We start from the raw sequence: 20,575 nt of genomic DNA, 5'->3' as shown, positions 1-20,575 counted from the left end.
ACGGCATGACTTGTCCTGACCGGCAGAGGGGACGAGGAAGATCTGCCAACACCAGCCTGCCACACCCCAGAACTAAACAGCGACGGTCTACTAGCGCGTAAAGCATCTGCATCCCGGCGCGGGCCCATGGGGTCTGCCCGGCCATCAGACAGCTCCACACTGCCAGGTCCGGCGAGGGTTCCGGGTCGACCAGGAACCGGAGCCACCAGTCGATGGCCGCGCCCTGTGTCCCGCCAGCCACCCCGGCTGGCGGGAGCAGCCGGGCTGTTCCGGCCCGTGCCCGGTAGGCGGCCTGGATCGGCTTGTGATGGGGGAACGTGTCCCGCAAGTACCTCGTGACCGGGCTGTCTCGATCGCGGAGCTCTTCTACCAACGATGACATCTGTCACCACCTCCATGCCACAGCATGAGCTCGAGGTGTGACAGAACTTGCCGGGATGACCGGATCGATCAGATCTGGGTCTCTGCCCTGCTGGTCCCGGCCCTGGCCGGCTGCATCATCATGATGTGCTGGTCACGCCCGACTCTCTCCCGAGTCGACACGACCGGTCCGTGGTGGTTGTAGTTACCGCCGCCCGAAGGGGGTGCGGACCGTCAGGCCCGTCGCCGTGCGCGCGGGCCCGGGTCGTGAGGGCTGAGGTGCTGCCCGGTCGGAAGGCGGCAGTAGAGGCTGTCCGGCTGTCACGAAGGTCGACGGTCACATCCTCATCATCGCCAGAGACGGCCACGACCGGGCGGCGCGGGTTCCGCCTCGCACGCCGCCGGTGTCACCAGTAGTCCCCACACAGCATCAACATCACCCGTTGGACCGTTGACCCGCGGCCCTCCTCGCAACCCAGCACTGTCAGTACCAATGGCGACGAGAGACCGAGTTGAACAGTTTGACCCGAGAAAGGCGTGCTGGCGTGATTCGATGCGGAGGGCGATCGTCGGGTCACGCTGGCGATCGGGGGCGGTCGGGCTGCCGGAGGTTGGGGTATGGCGATCAGGCCGCGGTTTCGTCGGGTTGCGGCGTTGCAGCGGGAGTTCGTGGATCGGGAACCGCTGCTGCGGGCGTTCGAGGAGGAGATCGGCCGGGTTCGGGACGCACTCGCCGGCAGAGCCTCGTCCCCGCGGGTGTTGAACGTGACGGGCGTCGGAGGGATTGGGAAGTCGCGGCTGCTGCGGGAGTTGCGGGTTCGGGCGCCGGAAGGTTGGCGGACGGCGTCGTTGGATCTTCAGGTGCCGGCGATGCGGCAGCAGGAGGACGCTCTCGCGGTGCTGCGCGCCGAGTTGGGCGGGCAGGGTGTGCGGTTCGATCGGTTCGACCTTGCCTACGCGGTGTTGTGGCAGCGCATTCACCCGCACCTGCGGATCAGTCGGGAGACGTTGCCGTTCGTCGAGGAAAGCGGGATCCTCACGGAGATCGTCGACTCGGTGGCCGGGCTACCGGTGTTCGGCACGGCGCTCGGTCTTCTCAAGGCCGCCGAGAAGGTGACGGGCGATGCCCGCCGCCGGTCCCGCATCCGCCATGACGAAACGTTGTCATCGCTGGACGACCTTCCGAATGCCGAGGTCGTCGACGCCGTGACCTTCCTGTTCGCCGAGGATCTGCGGGCCGCCTCGCAGAGGCGTCCCTACGTGCTGACGATCGACACCTACGAGGCGTTGGTCCCGGAACCGACGCGCTCGGGGCGCACCCAGCTCGCGGACGTCTGGCTGCGGGACCTGATCGCTCAACTCGACCGCGGGCTGGTCGTGATCGCGGGAAGGGAGCCGCTGCGCTGGGACGTGTACGACGCCGACTGGCGCGGACTCATCCGTACCCGTTCCATCGACGGGCTGCCGATGGAGGCGCGCCTGGCGCTCCTCGGCTCATCCGGGATCGCCGAAGAAGGCGAACGGCGGCGGCTGGCGGTGGCGAGCGCTGGGCTTCCCTTTTATCTGCACCTCGCGGTCGACACCGGCGGCGCTGGCGCTGAAGACGACTCTGGCGCCGAAGACGACGCCGCCGGGCCGCGCCTGGCACGGGCCGCGGCAACCCAGCGGGAAATCCTGCAACGCTTCCTCCAGCACGTCGGTCCCGACGAGGTCCGGACACTCGAGATTCTCGGGGTGGCGAGGATCTTCGATCTGGAGATCTTCCGGGCGTTGACGGCCGCGCTGCAGTTACCAGGTCATGTGACGGCCTGGGAGTCGATCTCGTCGTACTCGTTCGTCTACCCGGCGGGCGCGCAGTTGCGTTTCCATCAGCTGATGACGGAGGCGCTGCGCGACCGGCTGTCGGAACCGGCCCGGCTGGAGCTGCACCGGCTCCTGCGCGACGCCTGGACACGGCGGGCCTTCGAGGATCCCGAGGACGGCGGCATCACCGGCCAGGAGGCTTCCCGGACGGTGGACGGGCGGATGTTGGCAGACCCGATCGCCTTCCGGGAGATGGTCTTCCACGCGCTTCCCCTCGGAGAGGTGACCGGGACGGAACTGCTCGACCTGGTCGAAGTCGCGGTCCGCGGCGGTTCCGAGGGCGCAGCCGACGGGGTACTGGCCGACCTGCGCGAGTTCCTGCGCGACAACCCAGCCAAAGCCACACCCGAGCTGACGCAGACCGCCCAGGTGCTCGGCGTCGAGGCGGTGCTGCGCAGCGGCGAGGCCACCAAGGCGCTGGAGCTGACGCCCGACCAGACATGGAACACCAGCACCCCGGTCGGCGCCCGGTTCGCCGTCGCGGCCGGCCAGGCACGCCGCATCGCCGGACGCACATCCGAGGCACTGACGCTCTACCACCAGGTGTGGAGCGGCCACGACGACACCGCCCGGATGGGCGCCGGCCTATGGGCCGCCGACCTGCACATGTGCCAGGGCCGTTTCGTCGACGCCGAACGGTTCGCGACCGAACTCGACGCCATCGCCGCGCGGCGCCACCCCGAGGCTCGCGGGGACGTCGCCCGGCTACGCCACCTCGCCCACCGGTTCGCCTTCGACTTCGCCACCTCGCAGCGCCTCCTCGACGAGGCCGCGACCCATTATCAGACGGCCCGGTCCTACCTCGGTAACGCCAACATCAAAACCAACCGGGCCGAGTTGCTCGCCTTCACCGACGCCGAGGCGGCACTCACCGAGGCGAGGGCTGCCATCGAGGTCCAGACCGAGATCGGCGCCCAGCACGAACTCGGCAAGTGCCACACGGCCATCGCCGTCGCCTCACTGCGGCTCGGTCGCCTTGACCACGCCGAGGTCGCCTTCAGCGACGCGGTCGAAGCGTTGACCCGGGCCAGCTACCGTTCCGGACTTGCCCGCGCCAGACTGTACGGGGCGGCACTGGAAGTCCGACGCGGCCAGCTCGACGTCGCCCGGACATCCATGACGTGGGCGGTGAGCGAGTTGGAGGCCGCCGAGGTGTACCCGACGCTCATACTGGCTGCCGGCATCGCGCTGCGGGAACTGGGAATCGAGGACGGAGACGTGACGCAGGCCTGCCGGCGCGCCGAGCGCGCCATCCAGCCACTCACGACACTGGACGACGTGAAGGGCCGTATCGACGTGTTCGTCCGCGACCTGCTTGGCCTCGGCGAGGCAGCCCGATGACCCTCCCCGAGCCCGCGAACCCGCCAGCCGACGAGGCCCCCGCGGCCACGAGCAGCGATCCCGACGAGCTCTACCGCGTGGCTCTGGCCCGGACCGACCGAAGCGCCGGCTTCTACAACCACAACGTGCGGGTCGAGACCCCGGACGGCCCGGTCGTCGTCCGGATCCCGATCCCCGGCGCGGACACCATGGATCTGACGATCTGGCCCGAGGCCGCCGTCGTCCAAGCGATCAACCCCGTGGTCGGTCGGGTCCCGCGGCTGCTCCGCGCCAACGCAGACCCCGCCTACCAGGTGGTCGAGTTCATCACCGGAGACGTACTCGACGCGGTAGCGCCACGGGGGAAGCGGGTGCCAGACCATGTGATCCGCGATGTCGGTGAACTGTTCCGCCAGCTCGGCCAGGTTCCCCTCGAGCAGCTACCAACGCTGCCAGAAGGCTGGCCCGCCGACGGCGGCACGGCGACGTTCGCTCATCGGCTCTCCGCCATCACCATCGACGTGCATACCCGGTTCCGCGACGAGTTCGGCGACCTGTTCGACTCCCTCGGCTTCCCCGCGGACCCGTTCGAGCCCATCCTCGAACGCTGGCAGACCCTCTCCCCCAGGCCGTTCCGGCTCCTCCACACCGACATCCACCGCAAAAACATGATCATCGATGCGGCGGTGACCTACTTCCTCGACTGGGAACTCGCCCTCTGGGGCGACCCCGTCTACGACCTCGCCGTCCACCTCCACAAGATGGCCTACCAACCCGACGAAGAAGACGCCGCCCGCGCTGCCTGGCACGCCGCCGTCCCCGCCGACGCCGCCCTCGCGTGGACCGCCGACCTCGCGACGTATCTGGCCCACGAGCGGGTCAAGTCAGCGATCGTCGACACCGTCCGCTACACCAAACTGATCACCACCCGCACCGAATCCCCCGCCGCCGAGGCCGCGCTCCTCGACAAGCTCACCACCAAACTGACCGCAGCCCACACCGTCTGGCAGACCGGCCACACCCCCGATCGGCACGGGGTTGAACAGCGGGTACGCGCCGCTCGGTGAACCGAACCACCAGCGAAGATCAGACGCCCCCGGCTTGACCCGTGCAGGAGCGCAACCACTGCTGGATCGTCCGACGAAGCCGTGGGGCACGCAGCCGAACAGGAAGCACTGGCTGGCGTCNCAGGAACCTGGCAAGTTCATCGCATGCAGGATTTCGAGGTGTGGCCCCGGTCCGTGGAGTGGCCCCAGTCGGTGGACGACCTACGCAGGCTCCAGGAGACGGACGATCTGCCGAAGTTCCTGTTCTTCTGGGGTCACCGACCGGCCGCTGACGGCGGCATAGGGAAGGGCTGCCTCAGCCAGTGGTGGCCGATTGAGTTCACCGTCGATGGCACTGTCTACCGCAGCGCGGAGCATTTCATGATGGAGCAGAAGGCACGATTGTTCGGCGATGAGACTGTCGCCGAGCGCGTGCTTGTCGCTGCGAGCCCGGGTGAGGCGAAGGCGCTGGGCCGCCACGTTCGCGACTTCGACGAGGAGACCTGGTCCGACGCCCGCTACAACATCGTCGTGCGCGGCAACACCGCTAAATTCGGTCAGCATCCCGCATTGCGGGAGTTCCTTGTGAACACCGGTCAACGGACGCTGGTCGAGGCGAGCCCGGTGGACCGGATCTGGGGAATCGGTGTGGCGGCCGACGACGAACGATCAGACCGGCCGAACGCCTGGCCTGGCCTGGCCTGGCCTGAATCTTCTCGGTTTCGCGCTGATGGAGGTGCGGGCCCGCGTCGCGAAGCTATGACCTGACCGACAGGCGTTTTCAACAGCACCGCCGCGCGTCTCCGGCCGGTTGTCGTCATGAGCACCCCCGTCACTATCGAGGACGCAGCGCCGTCCACCCGGTGCCGCCGACGCCGTTCGCCGAGTGGATGCAGCGCCGATTATCACCGCGACATCGCGAACTCCAGGCCGTGGACAGGACGTGGCTACGCGGAATGACGCCGCCGGGTTACGACGCATCGCCCCAACCCAGAGCCAATATTGATCTTCTGGGACGAAGCTCCCGGAAATCTTCGAGGGCGCCAACGAACTCCAGCAGTGGATCGTCGCCCGCCAGCTCATCGGCCATGACATCACCGGGTGAGTCGCTCCAGAGCCGACCGGGGCCTGCGGAGTGCCTCCTGGCCCTGGCTATGTTCTGGCGCGACAGGCTGGCTAGTATCGGAGCTTATGCCCGTATCGGTACCCGAGAAGACACTTGAGCATTGGGCCAGCCAGTACCTCCTGTCGGAGTACAATGCCGCATTGTGGTGGCCCGCCTTCGGAGAAGACATTGACATCAGGCGGTTTCCAGCCAGGCCCGGAAAGGCTGTTCAGCTTGAACTGAAGACGGCCACGGTCAAGGACGGCGAATCAGAACCCGTCGTGAAGGTGAACCGGTGGCAGTTGTGGAATTATCTTCGCTCGGCCGACCCTCAACCGTTCTATGTCTTCCCTCGGCCCACCTGGAAAGGCGTCCTTGAAGACGTTGCGGGGCCAGCAGTCACGGATCTAGGATCAATGCCAGTGAATTAAGAACAGCATCAGCAAGATCCACTTTGGATATTGATCTTGCAGGTGCGGTGTTGGCGTCGGAGTGCCTTTTCCGGTCACGGTAGAATTAGGTCGTGGTACTTGAGAACGGGAACGCCGGGCCAGGCGGCCGGTTGACGGATCATATTTCGCTCGGGGTGCTCACGGGTTTCGTCCACCATGATCTGGTGGACGATGTTCTGGTCGCGACGGGTCGGGTTGAGAAACGGTCTCGGAAGCTGCCCGCGCGGGTGATGGTGTATTTCACGCTGGCGATGTGGCTGTTCTTCGATGACGACTACGAGGAGGTGATGGAGAAGCTTGTCGCGGGTCTGAAGGTGTTCGGCTGGTGGCGGGACTGGGAGGTCCCGACCGGGAGCGGTATCACGCACGCGCGGAAACGGCTCGGGGAGGAGCCGCTCCGGGTGTTGTTCGAACGGGCAGCGGAACCGATCGGGCATCCCGGGCTGAAAGGGGGGTTCCTGACGGGTCGGCGGTTGATGGCGATCGACGGGTTCAGCCTGGACGTCCCCGATACTGCCGCCAACCGCGAGGAGTTCGAGAAGCTCCAGGACGGGCCGAAGGCCAGCGCCTACCCGAAAGTCCAGGTGCTTGGGCTCGTCGAGTGCGGCACCCGTGCGTTTCTCGCCGCCGCGCTGGGTGGATGCCGAACGGGTGAGACCACGCTGGCCCGCCAGATCCTGGGCCGGTTGGAACCCGGCATGCTCGTCATCGCCGACCGAAATTTTTACGGATACGACCTGTGGCGCGCCGCCGCGGAGACCGGCGCCGACCTCATGTGGCGTGTCAAGGCGAATCTCACCCTGCCTGTGCTGGAGAGCTTCGCCGACGGCTCCTACCGCTCCGTCGTCCTCGCCGGTGGCCTGTCCGCCGGCCGTCGACGTAACCTCGTGGAGAACGCCCGGCACGGCGTCGAACTCGACTCGGCCGAGGCGATGACTGTCCGCGTCGTGGAATACGAAATCACCGACCGCGGCGACGGCGACGGAACAGAAACGATCTGCCTGATCACCACGGTGCTCGACCCCGCCGACACCCCCGCTCCACTGCTCGCCGCCGCCTACAGCGAGCGCTGGCGGGAGGAAATCAGCATCGGGGAACTTAAGATCAGTCAGCGTGGAAACGGACGTGTGCTTCGCTCAAAAACCCCGGAAATGGTCCGCCAGGAAGTCTGGGCCATGCTCCTCACCCACCACGTCATCCGAAAAGTCATGGCCGACGCGGCCGAAGAAGTCGATATAGACCCCGATCGGCTCTCCTTCACCCGCGCACTCCGCGTCATCCGCCGCCACATCACCGGGCCGGCGGATTTTTCCCCCTGACGACCAGAAGAAGACCCTCACACGGGTCCACCGTGACATTCGCCGTCGGAAGAACCCCATCCGCCACCGCACCTGCCCCCGCGTCATCAAACGAGCCCGCCACAACAGCTACCTCGTCAAACGCGACATCCACATCACCACCCGTCACACCGGGCCACCCACCGTCACGCTCCCGCGCGTCGCCTAATTCACTGGCATTGGATCTAGGATCCAGGCGTGGTGGCCAGCTATGGTTTGGGAACTGGTTGTTCGCTATCACGGCCACAGATGCCGCCAAGGTGCTGGAGGTGAAGGCAGACGATCCCGCGCCCCCGAGAAATAGCACAAGGCAACTGGTCCGGTTCACCTCGTGCACATCTGCGATATGGGGTTCCTCACGGACTTCCTATACCCCGGAGTTGATACCATGGCAAGACCTCTGGAAAGATCTTGCGGGAGGTAGCCGTTACGAGTGGCCACAGGCGATCCACATTCCCCGCATTCTTGCAGATAGGGCAGAAAGATCACTTCGAGAGCGGCCCGCCCGGCCTTCCCATCGGTCCGAACAGATCACGAGCCTTCTTCATGAAGTAGACGATTTCATCGCAAGTAGCGTGACGAACGAACAGTTCGTCACTTTTGTGTCCGACGAGCAGGGCCGCTACTGGAGGGCAGAGAACGGGGATTCGGACGCCGGTAGACCGACTGTCGAGCTGGACAACACGCATGCATCCGATAGCCATCGAGTGCTGGTCTTCCTAACAGGGTTTTCACGTGACGACGGCTGACGACTGCCCGGATCCAACGNGACACATCAGTCGACCCCAAGCCCAAGAAGATCATCAGATGAGTCGTCCGGCGTCACCTCGTCCGGCCCGGCTGCGGCTCCGAACCCGGTACCTCCAGGCGAGAGGACCGACGAGATGACCGCCCGCTCCCCCAGCGCAAGCCGGTCCGCTCGGCGACCCCGTCCTCACAGGTCAGAGCCCCGGTTCGGGTCCGGGCGGTGGTTCGGTCCCTGCCGGGTCGATGAAACCCAGCCGCGCGTCTCCGCCCTCGAACGGGGCGAACTCGACAGCGTCACCCTCTCGGCTCTGCGTGCCTGTGTCGGTGCCCTCGGCGGCAAACTCCGCATCGTCGCCGACTTCGGCGATCGTGAGTACCGCCTGACCTAACGCCAACTACCTCGGGCCCGCCTCCCGTGTCGGCGGTCAACCGGCCAACCGCTGGGCGACGGCACGGGACTGACGCCGCTGGGCGACCACGGCCAGCAGCAGGCAGCCCGCGAGGGGCAGGATGCCGCCGGCCGCGGTGCAGACGAGGGTGACAGTCGACGAGGCACCGGCCAGCCGCAGCACCGCGTTCAGGGGTGCGGTGGAATAGACCAGCAACAGCGCCCAGCCACACGGACGGACCGGCGCCAACCTCGTGCGAAGGCGGCGAGGCGCCCGGCCAGCGTCAGCTGGTCGAGACGTAGCTCCTGGAGCTCCTGGAGCTCGTCGGGCCGGAGCGCGGCGTGGTAGATCGTGGCGTAGAAGGCCTCAAGATCGGGAACATGCTCCGTGACGGCCGCGAACAGGCGGCGTGCCCGTTCGGCACCTTGATGACCTTCGGTCCGGTCCCCGTCCGCTGCCAGTCGCACCAACTCGACCGCGGCAATGGCCCTTCCGGCCCACCAAGGTCCCCAAGCACCTGCTCGTGGGTCAGCAGGATCCGCTGATCGAGATGCTGCTCACCTCATGATGCGCCGCGCTGGGGCTTGACAATGGCTTCGGCCCGCCCGGACGACGCTGTCACATGGAACAAAACAGACGTATAGGGCGTGACGCCATGATCGGCACGCATCGTGCCTGGTCGTGTGTTGACGGCGAGGTCGCGAGTCGGGCATTGTTCATCCATGCGGTCGAGATTCCTCTCCGTGGCATGTCGCTACGTGGACTACCAGCGGACGGCCAGCGCCCTCTGTCGCTGACCGGCTGACTTCTCCTGACTTCTCCTGACTTCTGCCGGCTGGCCGACCGCTCTTTTTCGCGGCCCCCGCGGAAGACCTGAAAGCTGATATCGGGCGAGTTTCGAACGCGTTACGCCGCCGGGCGATGAACATGGTCGGCGTATGTTTCGCGTCCGGGAAACGCCTCCTTCCGCGCGCCCGATTTTCCTGCCTGCGGACGCCCACGGCCTCGTTGACAGCCCTCGATGATGCACGTCCTCAGAGATGCACGTCTTCAGAAAGGAAGACCGCCCCCCGTGAACGCACAATCGCGAGCCGATTCAACGGTGCTAGGTCGCCGAGGCTTCCTCGGTCTCGGCGCGCTCGCCGGCTCGTCGCTGTTGCTCGCCGCCTGCGGCGGTGGCAGCGGTTCGGTCTCGTCCGCCGGCAAGGACGGGGGAACGCTGCGGTGGGGTTGGTCCACGGTCACCTCCTGGGATCCGGTGACCTCGTCCGCCGGCTGGGACGTGCACGCCTTGTCACTGGTCTACGCCGGCCTCACCAAACTGGACGAGAAGGGCAATCCGGTACCGGCGCTGGCCGAGTCGTGGAAGTACAACGGGAAGGGCGACCAGGTCACCTTCGTTCTGCGGCCCGGTCTCACGTTCAGCGACGGCACGCCGGTGAACGCCACCGCCGTGCGCAAGAGCATCGAGCGGGGTCTGACCTTCCCCGGCTCGCTCGTCGCCGCCCAGCTCGCCACCGTCGAGGCCGTCGCCGCGGATGACGACGCACGGACCGTCGCCCTCAAGCTNTCGTCCGTCGACTACCAGGTCCCGAGCCTGCTCGCCGGCAAAACCGGGATGATCGTCAGTCCGGCGGCGTTCGAGAAGGACGCGAAGGGGCTGGCCACCAGGCCGGTCGGCGCCGGGCCGTTCCGGCTCACCGAGTACGTGCCGAACCAGTCGGCGAAGCTCGTCCGGTTCCCCGGATACTGGGACAAGGCGAACATCCACATCGGGAACTTCGAGCTGTATCCGCTGCCCGAGGCGGCGACGGCGATCGCGTCGCTGCAGTCCGGCCGGCTCGACGTCGCCCAGATCCCGGGCAGCCAGGTCTCCGCGGCCAAGGCGGCCGGCCTCGAGGTGCAGGTCATCCCCTCCCTGGTGACGACGGTGCTCGACGTCAACGTCACGAAGAAGCCGTTCGACAACCCGTTGGTCGTCGAGGCGTTCAAGCACGCCCTCGACCGCGCGGCGCTCGCCAAGGCCCAGACGTTCGGCCTCGGCGTGGTCAACTACCAGCCGTTCCCGCCCGGGTACGTGGGCCACGACCCGAGCCTGGACAATGCGTTCCCCTACGACCCGGACAAGGCGAAGAAGCTGCTCGCCGAGGCCGGCTACGCGAACGGTCTGGAGCTGCCGCTCACCGCCACCGGCGCGAGCTCCGCTCTCGCCGAGCAGGTGCAGGCGCAGCTGGCCAAGGTCGGCGTGAAGGTCACCATCGACACGATCCCGGCGTCCCAGGCCACCCAGATCGTGTACATCCAGCACGCGAAGGCTTTCGCGGTGGACGGCTTCGCCGGGCGGGACTCGGCCGTGCAGGCCTTCCAGGTGCTCTTCGGCGAGCAGGGTCTGATGAATCCCGGCCGCAGGACGCCGCCCGAACTGAACGCGGCCCTGCAGAAGGTGCGCCAGACGCCGCTGGAGGATCCGTCGTATCCGACAGTGCTCAAGGCGGCCACCAGGATCGCGGTCGAGCGGATGCCGAACATCTTCCTGTACACCCAGCCGCGCGTCCTCGCCCGCAAGAAGAACGTCTCGCCGCTCGGCAGCTACCTGGCGGTGCAGCGCTTTGACGGCGTCCGGGTCAACTGAGCCCGGCCACGAGCTGGTCCGATGAGCAGGCGGTCCGATGAGCGGGTGGTCCGGTGAGCAGGCGGTCCGGTGAGCAGGCGGTCCGGTGAGCAGGCGGTCCGGTGAGCGGGTGGTCCGGTGAGCGGGTGGAGGGCGGCCGATGACGGCAGTTGAGTTCGATGCGCCGGCGGGGCTGACCGGCCGGGGGGCGGGCGTCCCGCTGAGCCGGTGGGCCGCACAGTGGGGCATGGCGGTGCTGCGGCTGCTGCGCAGCACGCTGTTCGTCGGCATCCCGGTGGTGCTGATCGCCACGATCATCACCTACGGGCTGGGTGCCCTCACCGACACCAACCCCGCGGCGCAGGTGCTCGGCGAGACCGCGACGCCGGCGGACATCGACCGGATGAACCACTACTTCGGTCTCGACCGGCCGCTGGTCGTCCAGTACCTCAGCTGGCTCGGTCACGCCCTCACCGGGGACCTCGGCCGGTCCTACTACACCACCCTCCCGGTGACGGACAGCATCAGCCAGGCACTGCCGGTGAACCTCTCGATCACGGTCCTCGCCGTGCTGATCGCCGTCCTGCTCGGCGGCGCCCTCGGCATCGGGGCGGCCCTGTCGGGCGGCGGCTGGTTCGACCGGGGGGTCACCCTGCTGTGTTCGGCGGCGTCGACCGTGCCGCCGTTCGTCATCGGCATCGGGCTCATCGTGCTGTTCTCGGTGACGGTCCCGATCCTGCCCTCCGGCGGCTACGTACCGTTCAGCGAGGACCCGGGGCGGTGGTTGCGCTTCGCGATCCTCCCGGCGATCGCGCTCGCGGTGGAGGGCGCCGTGGCCATCGCCCGCCAGCTGCGGACCTCCCTCGTCGGGGAGCTGCGGGAGAACTACGTCACCGGGGCCGACGTCCGCGGCCTGACGAAGCTGCGGGTGGTGTTCGGCCATGCGCTGCGCAACGCCGCCGGGCCGGCGATCACCGTGCTGGGCTACTCCATCCCGCAGATCATCGGGGCCATGGTCGTCGCCGAGGCGGTCTTCAACCTGCCGGGCCTCGGCAAGCTCAGCCTGGACGCGGCGGGCAAGGGCGACATCCCGGTGATCCAGGGGGTGCTGGTCACGATGATCGGGCTCGTCGTGGTCTCCAACCTCCTGGTGAACGCCGCCCTGCTGCGCCTGACACCGCACGCGAGGAGGCAGCAGCCGTGACCGAGAACGCGCGCGGCCCGTTGCGGCGGGCCCTGCGGCTGCGGTCCACGAAGATCGCGCTGGTGATCCTCGCCGTGGTCGCCTTCTTCGGGTTCGCCGGCGGGGCGCTCGCCCCACACGACCCGCTCGCCCAGGACACCGGCCACATCCTGGCCGCCCCCAGCGGGGCGCACTGGCTCGGCACCGATTATCTCGGCCGCGACGTGCTCAGCCGGTTGATGGACGCCACCGGCCGCTCGGTGGTCGGCGCGGTCGAGGCGGTGGCCGTGGCCTTCCTGCTCGGGGTGCCGGCGGGACTGGGCTCGGTCTACTTCGGCCGACTGTTCGAATGGGTGGCCCAGCGCATCACCGACGCGGTGATGACCCTGCCCTACATCGTCTTCGCGATCGCCGTGACCGGCGTTATCGGCAACGGCCAGGAGCAGGCGATGCTGGCCGTCGGGGTGTTCCTCGCGCCGCTGTTCTTCCGGGTCACCCGGGCGGCGGCCCTCACCCTCACCCGCGCGCAGTACGTGGAGATCGCCGAGCTGCTCGGGGCGTCCCGCTGGTGGATCATCCGCCACCACGTCTGGTCCAAGGTGTTCCCGACGGTCGCGGTCACCACCGCGCAGATGTCCGCGATCGTGCTGTTGAGCGTGTCCTCGCTGACGTTCCTCGGCATCGGGGTGAAGCCACCGGCCCCGACCTGGGGCGGGATGCTCTCCAGCGACCTCGGCTTCCTGGCCCAGCAACCGTGGGCGCCGCTGTTCCCGGCACTGGCGATCATGCTGTCCGCCGGGATGCTGAACGCGATCGCCGACGCCATCCGGGACACCACGGGGGTGGCGACGATCCCGCTCGGCCGGAGTCGTCTCCGCCGACCCGCCGTCACCATCCCGGCGCAGGAGAAAACCATCCCGGCGCAGGAGAAAACCATCCCGGCGCAGGAGAAGACCATCCCGGCGCAGGAGAAGAGGTCCCATGCCTGAGCCGATCACCCACCCCGCCGAGGTGCTGCTGACGATCGACGGTCTGCGGGTCACCATCGCCGGCGGCCGGACCGAGGCCGTCCGCGGGGTGTCGTTCGAGGTCCGCCGCGGCGAGACGGTCGGCATCGTCGGTGAGTCCGGCAGCGGCAAGACGCTGGTCTGCCGGTCGGTCCTCGGGGTGCTCGCGCCCGGCTGCGCGGTGAGCGACGGAACGATCGACTTCGCTGGTACCTCGCTGGTCGGGATCCCGCGGCGGGCCTGGGACCAGCTGCGTGGCACGCGGATCGCCGCGGTGTTCCAGGACCCGGCGTCCTACCTCAACCCGTCGGTGCCGGTGGGGCACCAGCTGGCCGAGCAGCTGCGGGTGAAGCTCGGCCGGTCCCGCCGGGACGCCCGCGACGCCGCGGTGCGGCTGCTCGCGGCCATGGGCCTGCACGAACCCGCCCGCGTCTACCGCCAGTATCCCTATGAACTGTCCGGCGGCATGCTGCAGCGGGTCGTGCTCGCCATCGCCGTCTCGGGAGATCCGCAGCTGCTCATCGCCGACGAGGCGACGACCGCTCTCGACGTCACCATCCAGGCCGAGGTGCTCGAACTGCTCGCCGGGCTGCGGGCCGACCGCGGCCTGGCGGTCATCGCGGTCTCCCACGACCTCGCCGTCATCGCCGAGTTCTGCGACCGGGTGCTGGTGTTCTACGCCGGTGAAATCGTCGAGGCCGGGCCGACCGCCGCCGTGCTGCGCGCGCCGCGGCATCCGTATACCGAGGCCCTGCTGCGGGTCGCCTCGGTCGGCAGCTGGGAGCGACGCAACCTCGCCGTCATCGACGGCCAGCCACCCGCGGTCGGTGCCACGCTGCCGGGCTGCCGGTTCGCCGACCGGTGCGCGTTCGCCACCGAGCAGTGCCGCACCCGGCCGATCCCGCTGACCGAACTGGCGGATGGCCGGGCCGTCCGGTGCGTTCGCGTCGACGAGATCGCGCTGAGCGGAGCCGGAGCCGGAGCCGCCGGAGCTGGAGCGGGAGCGTCACGATGACCGACACCGACCTCGACGCCGCCGGGCGGGCGGCCTCCGCCGCGACCCCGCCGACCCCGCCGACCCCGTCCACCTCTCCGACCCCGTCCACCTCTCCGATCCCGTCCACCCCGTCGGCTCCCTCCACCCCGTCGGCCTCGTCCACCCCGTCGGCTCCGTTGCTGCACGTCGAGGAGCTCGGGGTGTCCTTCGCCCGGCCCGGGGGCGGCCGGCGGATCCGCGTGCTCGACGATGTGGAGCTGACCGTCCGGCCCGGCGAGATCGTTGGCGTCGTCGGCGAGACCGGCTCCGGCAAGACGACGCTGGCTCGGGCGATCGCCGGCCTCACCACCCCGGACGGCGGCCGGGTCCTGCTGGACGACCGGGACATCGCCCGCCTGCGTGGCCGGGCCCGGCGGCGGTTCCGGCGGGGCGGCACGATCCAGTTCGTCTTCCAGGATCCGCTGCGCTCGCTCGATCCGGAGCTCACCGTCGGGGCCAGTGTCGGGGAGGGACTGGCGATCGCCGGCGTCGGGAGCCGGGCGCAGCGGGCCGAGCGGGTGGCTGGTGCGCTGCGGCAGGTCGGCCTCGACCCGGCGGTGGCCGACCGGCTCCCGGCGCAGCTCTCCGGCGGCCAGCGGCAGCGTGCCTCCATCGCCCGCGCGGTCGTCGCCGACCCTCGACTCCTGCTGTGCGACGAGCCGGTCAGCGCGCTGGACGCCTCCAACCGCAACCACATCCTGCTGCTGCTCGACGAACTGCGCCGCCGGCTGGCCCTCGGGATCGTCGTGATCTCCCACGATCTGAGCTCCCTGGCCGGGATCGCAGACCGGGTGGTCGTGCTCTACCGGGGCCGGGTGGTGGAGGCCGGGCCGATCGCGGACGTGTTCACCCGGCCGCGCCACCCGTACACCGCGCTGCTGATCGCCTCCGCACCTGACATCCACGGCCGGGACCGGCTCGCCGCGGCCCAGCTGCGCTCGCAGCGTCCCGACGACGACGCGACCGCGCGGTGGGCGGGCGGCTGCGTGTTCGCCCACCGGTGCCGCTTCGCCACCGACGTCTGCGCGCAGACCCCGCCGTCCCAGGACGCCGCCGGCCGACCCGCCGGCGACTGGACCGTGGCCTGCCATCACACCGACACCTGGCGGAACCAGACCGCCGCCACCGCCACCCCAACCACCGCCACCCCAACCACCGCCGTCACCGCCCGGAAGGAATCCTCAGCGTGAGCGTCGAGTTCATCGGGATCGCCAGCACAGCCGCGGGCAGCGAGTCGCAGGGCTTCGCCGGCCAGGCCGTCGATCCGGCCTATCTGGAACAGCTGGTTCGCACGCACGAGGACGCCGGCTTCGACCGGGTGCTCGTCGCGCACTCCTCCGCCATGCCCGACGGCTTCGTCGTCGCCGACCAGATCCTCTCCCGCACGACGACCCTGAAGGTGCTGCTCGCGCACCGTCCCGGCTTCGTCGCCCCGACGATCGCCGCCCGCACGTACGCCACCCTGGACGCCTTCCACCCGGGCCGCGTCGCCCTGCACGTGATCACCGGTGGTGACGACGTGGACCAGGCTCGGGACGGGGACCTCACCGACAAGGTGACCCGCTACCGCCGCACCGACGAGTTCCTCGACGTGCTGCGCCGGGAATGGGAGTCGGCGGCGCCGTTCGACTACGACGGCGAGTTCTACCGGGTGCGCGGCGGCTGGTCGTCGGTACGCCCGGCGGCGGGGAACATCCCGATCTACTTCGGTGGGGCCTCCGCCGACGCGATCCGGGTCGGGGGCAGGCACGCCGACGTGTACGCGTTCTGGGGAGAGCCGCTGGCCGGGATCGTCGAACGGATCGGGCAGGTACGCGCGGCGGCGGCGCCGCACGGACGCGACCCGCGGTTCAGCGTGAGCCTGCGCCCCATCCCGGCCGACACCGAGCAGGCCGCCTGGGACCGGGCCGCCGACATCCTCGAACTCACCCAGGCGCGGGCCGGTGAGTTCAAGCGGGCGATCGGTATCGACGGGGCCGCCCAGGTCGGCAGCCAGCGGCTGCTGAAGTTCGCCGCCGAGGGCGACGTGCACGACAAGCGGCTGTGGACCGCGATCGCCAAGGCCACCGGCGCGGCCGGCAACTCCACGGCGCTGGTCGGCAGCTACGAGCAGGTCGCCGAGTCCCTCGTCGACTACGTCAACGTCGGGGTGTCCACCCTGCTCATCCGCGGCTTCGACCCGGTCGCGGACGCCCGGGACTACGGCACCCTCATCCGCCTCGTGCGGGACCAGACCGCCGACCGCGAGCCGGTGCCCGCCTGATCCTCGGCTCCACCCGGCTTCGGCCCGGCTTCGGCCTGACCCGGCTTCGGCCCGGCCCGGCGTCAGGACAACCCAGTTTCAGCACAGCTCGGAGGTTGCGCGCATGTCCCTCGACATCCTCGGCATGGTGAGCACCAAGGAGGCGTCGGAGACCCGGGGCTCCTTCTTCGACGGCCCCGCCGTCGACACCGCCTACCTGACCCGGTTCGCCAAGGCCCACGACGCCGCCGGGTTCGACCGGGTGCTCATCGGCTACGGCGCCACCTCACCGGACGGTTTCGCCGTCGCCGGCCACGTCCTGGCCTCGACCGAGCGCCTCGGCGTCCTCATCGCGCACCGGCCGGGATTCGTCGTGCCGACACTCGTCGCCCGCAAGCTGGCCACCCTCGACCAGCTCAGCGGTGGTGGGCGGGTCGCCATCCACCACATCTCCGGCGGCAACGACGCCGACCAGCGCCGGGACGGCGACTTCGCCGACCACGACACCCGCTACGAGCGCACCGCCGAGTTCATGGCGGTGCTGCGCCGGACCCTCACCGCCGACGCCCCCTTCGACCATGAGGGCCGCTTCTACCGGTTCGCCGGCGCGTACAGCTCGGTCAGGCCCGCCACCCCCGCCGGCATCCCGCTGTTCTTCGGCGGGCAGTCGGACGCCGCCGTCGCGGTCGGCGCCCAGCACGCCGACGTCTACATGCTGTTCGGCGAGCCACTGGAGCAGACCGCGCAGCGCATCGCCCTGCTGCGCGCCGCCGCCGCCAGGCACGGGCGCACCCTGCGGTTCAGCCTCTCCACGCGGCCGATCATCGCCGACACCGAGGACGCCGCCTGGGCCCGCGCGGAGGCCATCGCGGCCGAGACCCGGCGGCGGGTTGCGGCGGCCACCCAGGGCGGGCAGGGCTTCCCCGGCCTGTCGAACTCGGTGGCCTCCGAACGGCTGCAGCAGGTGGCGGCCCGTCAGCAGGTGTACGACGATCGGCTCTGGTTCGGCGTGACGGCGCTGACGGGACCGGGCGGCAACTCCTCCGGGCACGTCGGAACGGCCCAGCAGGTCGCGGACGCGCTGCTGCGCTACCACGACATCGGCGTCGACACGTTCCTCATCCGTGGTTTCGACCCCTACGAGGACGTGGTGCACTGGGGCCGGGAGCTCATCCCGGCGTTGCGGGCCGGCGCGACCCGTCAGCCGGCCGGGTTCCTACCTGTCAGGTGAGCAGGTCGGGCTGCTCCGCCAGGCCGCCGCCGCCACGGTGCCACCGGCCTCGAACCGTGCCAGCGCCGACTGCGTCATGCCCGCGGCGCGGGCCAGCAGGTCACCCGGACCGCCCGGCCCTCCAGGTAAAACCGCAGCTCGCGGGGCTTGCCGTCGAGCTGCCGCGCGTACGGCTCACCCAGCAACGGACCCGCTCGGCGAGCAGGTCCACGTAGCAGGCGGCCGTCGCGAACTGCGCGACGTCAGGCCTGATCAGACGTCAACCTCCGCCACGGCAGCGCCAAGGATGAGACTGGCGGCCACCATGCCGTCCGCGAACCGCTCCGCCTGGCGGCGCGGAACATGGAACGACGCGACCACAGCACCGGCGGCGTCGCGGGCGACGAACAGTATCCGGTCGTCGGGCAACGGGTAGGAGGCCACAGTGTCGGCGGATGGGGTGGTCTCGACCAGGTGGCGAATCTCGTCGTGATCCATGGAGATTCCTTCGGGTTCGGGTGAGGAGTAAGGAACGACTGGCCGCCCAGGTTGGCAGCCGGCTCGGGGCAGCCCGCGGCGGGTACGAGCCATAGCCCACGCCGAAACCGTAGACGCCGTCGGTCGGCCGCGACCCGCTGGCACCTGGTGGCGCACTACGCCACCGGCCACCTCGATGTCCTGTCCGACGAGCGTGCCGCCGACACCGTCGGCCTGACCCGGGAGATCGTTCCCGCCGGCCGGGCCCGACACGCCTCGACGGCCGACGCCGGCCGATGCTGGTTGTCTCCGGCGGCCCTGGTAGCCCGCAGCCGCTGGACCGGCTTCGGCCGCACTCCGCTCGCTTGGCGTGGTTGTGATTTCGCCGGCAGGGCCTCCTGTCCGCAGCTCCGGCGATGCCGGACCGGCGGCGCTCCCCGCGCAGGCCGTGTTGGGGCGATGCCGGTTCGCCCTCGGGTGCCCGGCGAACCAGGCGCAGTGGGATCATTACCGGCGGTGCCAGCCACAGGGAGGATGACCGTGTCCAGTTCCCCGACCGACCCCGGCCCCGACCAGGCCCCCGACGCCGATCGGGACGCAGCCCCACCTCCGCCGGGCTCCTCCGCGGACGCTGGTCCGGTGCCGGCCGAGCCGGCGCGGGGCGGTTCCGCGGAACCGCCGGAGGCGCCATCCGGGGGCCGCCCGCCGCTGCGCCCGGTCGACTGGGACGGCTCGTTCACCCGCACCTGGCAGTCCCGCGACGACAACGAGCTGACAAACCGTCTCGCTTCAGAGCAGGAGCGGGAGTGGAGCCAGCGAGAGCTTGATCAGATGATGCGGGAGTTCCGGGACAAGGCGAACGCGGCGGCGGACGCGCGTGCACGTGCGGAGCGGGAGCGCGCCGCCGAGCAATCGGGTGCGCCTGATGACGCACGGTCGCGCTTGTTCGACAAGTTGGCGGGATTCGGCCGTCCGTCCGACGAAACGGATACCTTCCCGGACGGTGACGGCGGCGGGTCTCCGGACACGCGTTGACGGATCGCCGTGCTTGGCAGGTGACCGGCCCAGCCGGTTATGGGCTGAAGCGGGAATGCCCGGTTTCGGCTGTCGGTGGCCGTTCGGGTCGGGGTGGCCTGTCGGCGCCCTGGTGCTGGGTGGCGTCGGTGAGCGCGCGGCGGGCGCGAATGGCGTCCGGGTGGTAGGGGCCGTGGTCGCGCATGGCATCGGTGAGCGCGTCACGGTAGAGGGGTGCGGCGTCGGTGTGCCGGCCGGCCTGGCGGTAGGTGTCGGCGAGGGTGGTCCGGCTGGCGCGGGTGTCGGGATGGTCCGGGCCGAGGCTGTGGGTCCGGACGGCGTGGACGCGTTCGCTGAGGTCCACGGCCTGGGCTAGCCGGCCGGTGTCGCGGCAGACCTCGGCCAGGCCGGCGGCGGTGCGCAGGGTGCGGTCGTCGGCGACGCCGTCGGTCCGGGCGCGGGCGACGAGCTGGCGTTCGAGGTGGTGGCGGGCCGCTTCCGGTTGGCCCGCGTCACGGTAGTGGGCCGCCAGATCATCGCGGGCTTCCATCGCGCGTGGGTGTGCACGGCCGAGGAGGCGTTCGTGGCGGTCGAGAACACGTTCGAAGTGGATGACAGCCTCGCCCGGCCGGCCTTCCGCCAGATGGGCGGCGGCTAGGCTCTCCCGGGTTTCCGTGGTCTCCGAGTGGTCGGGGCCGAGGACGCGTTCGCGGCCGGTCAGGGCCTGGTCGAACAGAGGAACGGCGGATTCGGGTCGTCCGGCTTTGAGGTGGGTGCGGGCGAGGGCGTGGGCGCTGTCGAGAGTGCCGGGATGGTTGATTCCGAGGACATGCTCGCGGCCGGTGAACGCTTGGTCGAGTTCTCGGGTGGCGTCGGCGAGGCGGCCGGCCTGGTGGTAGGTGACGCCGAGTTGGTGGCGGCTGTCGAGGGTGTGGGGATGGTCTGGGCCGAGGACGCGTTCGCGGGCGGTGAGGGTGGGTTCGGCGTGGGCGACGGCGTCGCTGGTGGCGCCGATTCGTCGGTAGGTGGCGGCGAGTTGGTGGCGGGTGGTGAGGGTGTCGGGGTGGTCGGCGCCGAGGAGGCGTTCGCGGTCGGTGAGGGTGGGTCGCAGGAGGCGGGTTGCCTCGTCGCCGCGGCCGGCGTCGTCGAGGGCGGCGCCGAGGCGGTGGCGGCTTT

At 69.7% G+C, this 20,575-nt stretch carries 14 protein-coding genes and 3 pseudogenes; 13 read left to right on the top strand and 4 right to left on the bottom strand.

The features are described 5' to 3' along the window. The first annotated feature begins 978 nt into the window (after nucleotides 1–978). From UK82_RS29540 to UK82_RS29525, 4 genes and pseudogenes are all read left to right on the top strand, one after another. The gene (locus UK82_RS29540; protein WP_083507435.1) at nucleotides 979–3,564 is read left to right on the top strand and encodes an ATP-binding protein; all 2,586 of its coding nucleotides are present in this window, start codon (nucleotides 979–981) and stop codon (nucleotides 3,562–3,564) included. Continuing rightward, nucleotides 3,561–4,610, top strand: a complete 1,050-nt coding sequence (locus tag UK82_RS29535; RefSeq protein WP_055410690.1) for a phosphotransferase family protein — start codon at nucleotides 3,561–3,563, stop codon at nucleotides 4,608–4,610. Before UK82_RS29540 ends, UK82_RS29535 begins: the two co-directional genes overlap by 4 nt. Before the next feature lie 144 nt (nucleotides 4,611–4,754). Beyond that, nucleotides 4,755–5,352 (top strand): annotated as a pseudogene (locus UK82_RS29530) (NADAR family protein). An 865-nt stretch (nucleotides 5,353–6,217) separates the two neighbouring features. After that, nucleotides 6,218–7,465: an IS4 family transposase gene (locus UK82_RS29525; RefSeq protein WP_055410688.1), complete on the top strand. Its 1,248-nt coding sequence runs from the start codon at nucleotides 6,218–6,220 to the stop codon at nucleotides 7,463–7,465. 1,190 nt (nucleotides 7,466–8,655) lie between these two features. On the opposite strand, the gene UK82_RS33405 is transcribed toward UK82_RS29525, so the two are convergent. Beyond that, nucleotides 8,656–8,835 (bottom strand): hypothetical protein, encoded by a 180-nt coding sequence (locus UK82_RS33405; RefSeq protein WP_055410683.1) that lies wholly within the window; start codon nucleotides 8,833–8,835, stop codon nucleotides 8,656–8,658. 805 nt (nucleotides 8,836–9,640) lie between these two features. Here UK82_RS33405 and UK82_RS40990 point away from each other — a divergent pair. The 8 genes and pseudogenes from UK82_RS40990 to UK82_RS29480 form a co-directional block, all read left to right on the top strand. Continuing rightward, a pseudogene (locus UK82_RS40990) lies at nucleotides 9,641–10,188 on the top strand (ABC transporter substrate-binding protein); the annotation flags it as partial. Nucleotide 10,189: 1 nt separating this feature from the next. Continuing rightward, on the top strand, nucleotides 10,190–11,251 hold a 1,062-nt coding region (locus tag UK82_RS29510; protein WP_236706597.1), incomplete at its 5' end, for an ABC transporter substrate-binding protein. Between the two features lie 139 nt (nucleotides 11,252–11,390). Further along, nucleotides 11,391–12,434, top strand: a complete 1,044-nt coding sequence (locus UK82_RS29505) for an ABC transporter permease (protein ID WP_083507431.1) — start codon at nucleotides 11,391–11,393, stop codon at nucleotides 12,432–12,434. Continuing rightward, complete coding sequence (locus tag UK82_RS29500) at nucleotides 12,431–13,402, top strand: ABC transporter permease (RefSeq protein ID WP_083507430.1); 972 nt, start codon at nucleotides 12,431–12,433, stop codon at nucleotides 13,400–13,402. Before UK82_RS29505 ends, UK82_RS29500 begins: the two co-directional genes overlap by 4 nt. After that, complete coding sequence (locus tag UK82_RS29495; protein WP_055410678.1) at nucleotides 13,395–14,435, top strand: ABC transporter ATP-binding protein; 1,041 nt, start codon at nucleotides 13,395–13,397, stop codon at nucleotides 14,433–14,435. The genes UK82_RS29500 and UK82_RS29495 overlap by 8 nt, the downstream gene beginning before the upstream one ends. Beyond that, nucleotides 14,432–15,646 carry an ABC transporter ATP-binding protein gene (locus UK82_RS29490; protein ID WP_055410676.1) on the top strand — a complete coding sequence of 405 codons (1,215 nt, stop codon included), beginning with the start codon at nucleotides 14,432–14,434 and terminating at the stop codon, nucleotides 15,644–15,646. The genes UK82_RS29495 and UK82_RS29490 overlap by 4 nt, the downstream gene beginning before the upstream one ends. Then, a complete protein-coding gene (locus tag UK82_RS29485) occupies nucleotides 15,643–16,719 on the top strand; it encodes an LLM class flavin-dependent oxidoreductase (protein WP_055410673.1) in 1,077 nt (358 codons plus the stop codon). Before UK82_RS29490 ends, UK82_RS29485 begins: the two co-directional genes overlap by 4 nt. 103 nt (nucleotides 16,720–16,822) lie before the next feature. Further along, entirely contained in the window at nucleotides 16,823–17,929 is a 1,107-nt protein-coding gene (locus UK82_RS29480; RefSeq protein ID WP_055410671.1) for an LLM class flavin-dependent oxidoreductase, read from the top strand. An 86-nt stretch (nucleotides 17,930–18,015) separates the two neighbouring features. Here UK82_RS29480 and UK82_RS43580 read toward each other — a convergent pair. After that, nucleotides 18,016–18,185, bottom strand: a pseudogene (locus UK82_RS43580) (type II toxin-antitoxin system RelE/ParE family toxin); the annotation flags it as partial. Beyond that, nucleotides 18,182–18,406 carry a hypothetical protein gene (locus tag UK82_RS29475; protein ID WP_044885168.1) on the bottom strand — a complete coding sequence of 75 codons (225 nt, stop codon included), beginning with the start codon at nucleotides 18,404–18,406 and terminating at the stop codon, nucleotides 18,182–18,184. The pseudogene UK82_RS43580 and the gene UK82_RS29475, both read right to left, overlap by 4 nt. A gap of 618 nt (nucleotides 18,407–19,024) precedes the next feature. On the opposite strand from UK82_RS29475, the gene UK82_RS29470 reads away from it, so the two are divergent. Beyond that, nucleotides 19,025–19,420, top strand: coding sequence for a hypothetical protein (locus UK82_RS29470; RefSeq protein WP_044885167.1), 396 nt, complete (start codon nucleotides 19,025–19,027; stop codon nucleotides 19,418–19,420). Nucleotides 19,421–19,457: 37 nt separating this feature from the next. On the opposite strand, the gene UK82_RS29465 is transcribed toward UK82_RS29470, so the two are convergent. After that, nucleotides 19,458–20,575: tetratricopeptide repeat protein (locus UK82_RS29465; protein WP_152990070.1), on the bottom strand; the 1,118-nt coding region annotated here is incomplete at its 5' end.

Source organism: Frankia sp. ACN1ag (assembly GCF_001414035.1).
Lineage (GTDB): Bacteria > Actinomycetota > Actinomycetes > Frankiales > Frankiaceae > Frankia > Frankia torreyi.
This window is presented reverse-complemented; position numbering and strand designations above follow the sequence as displayed.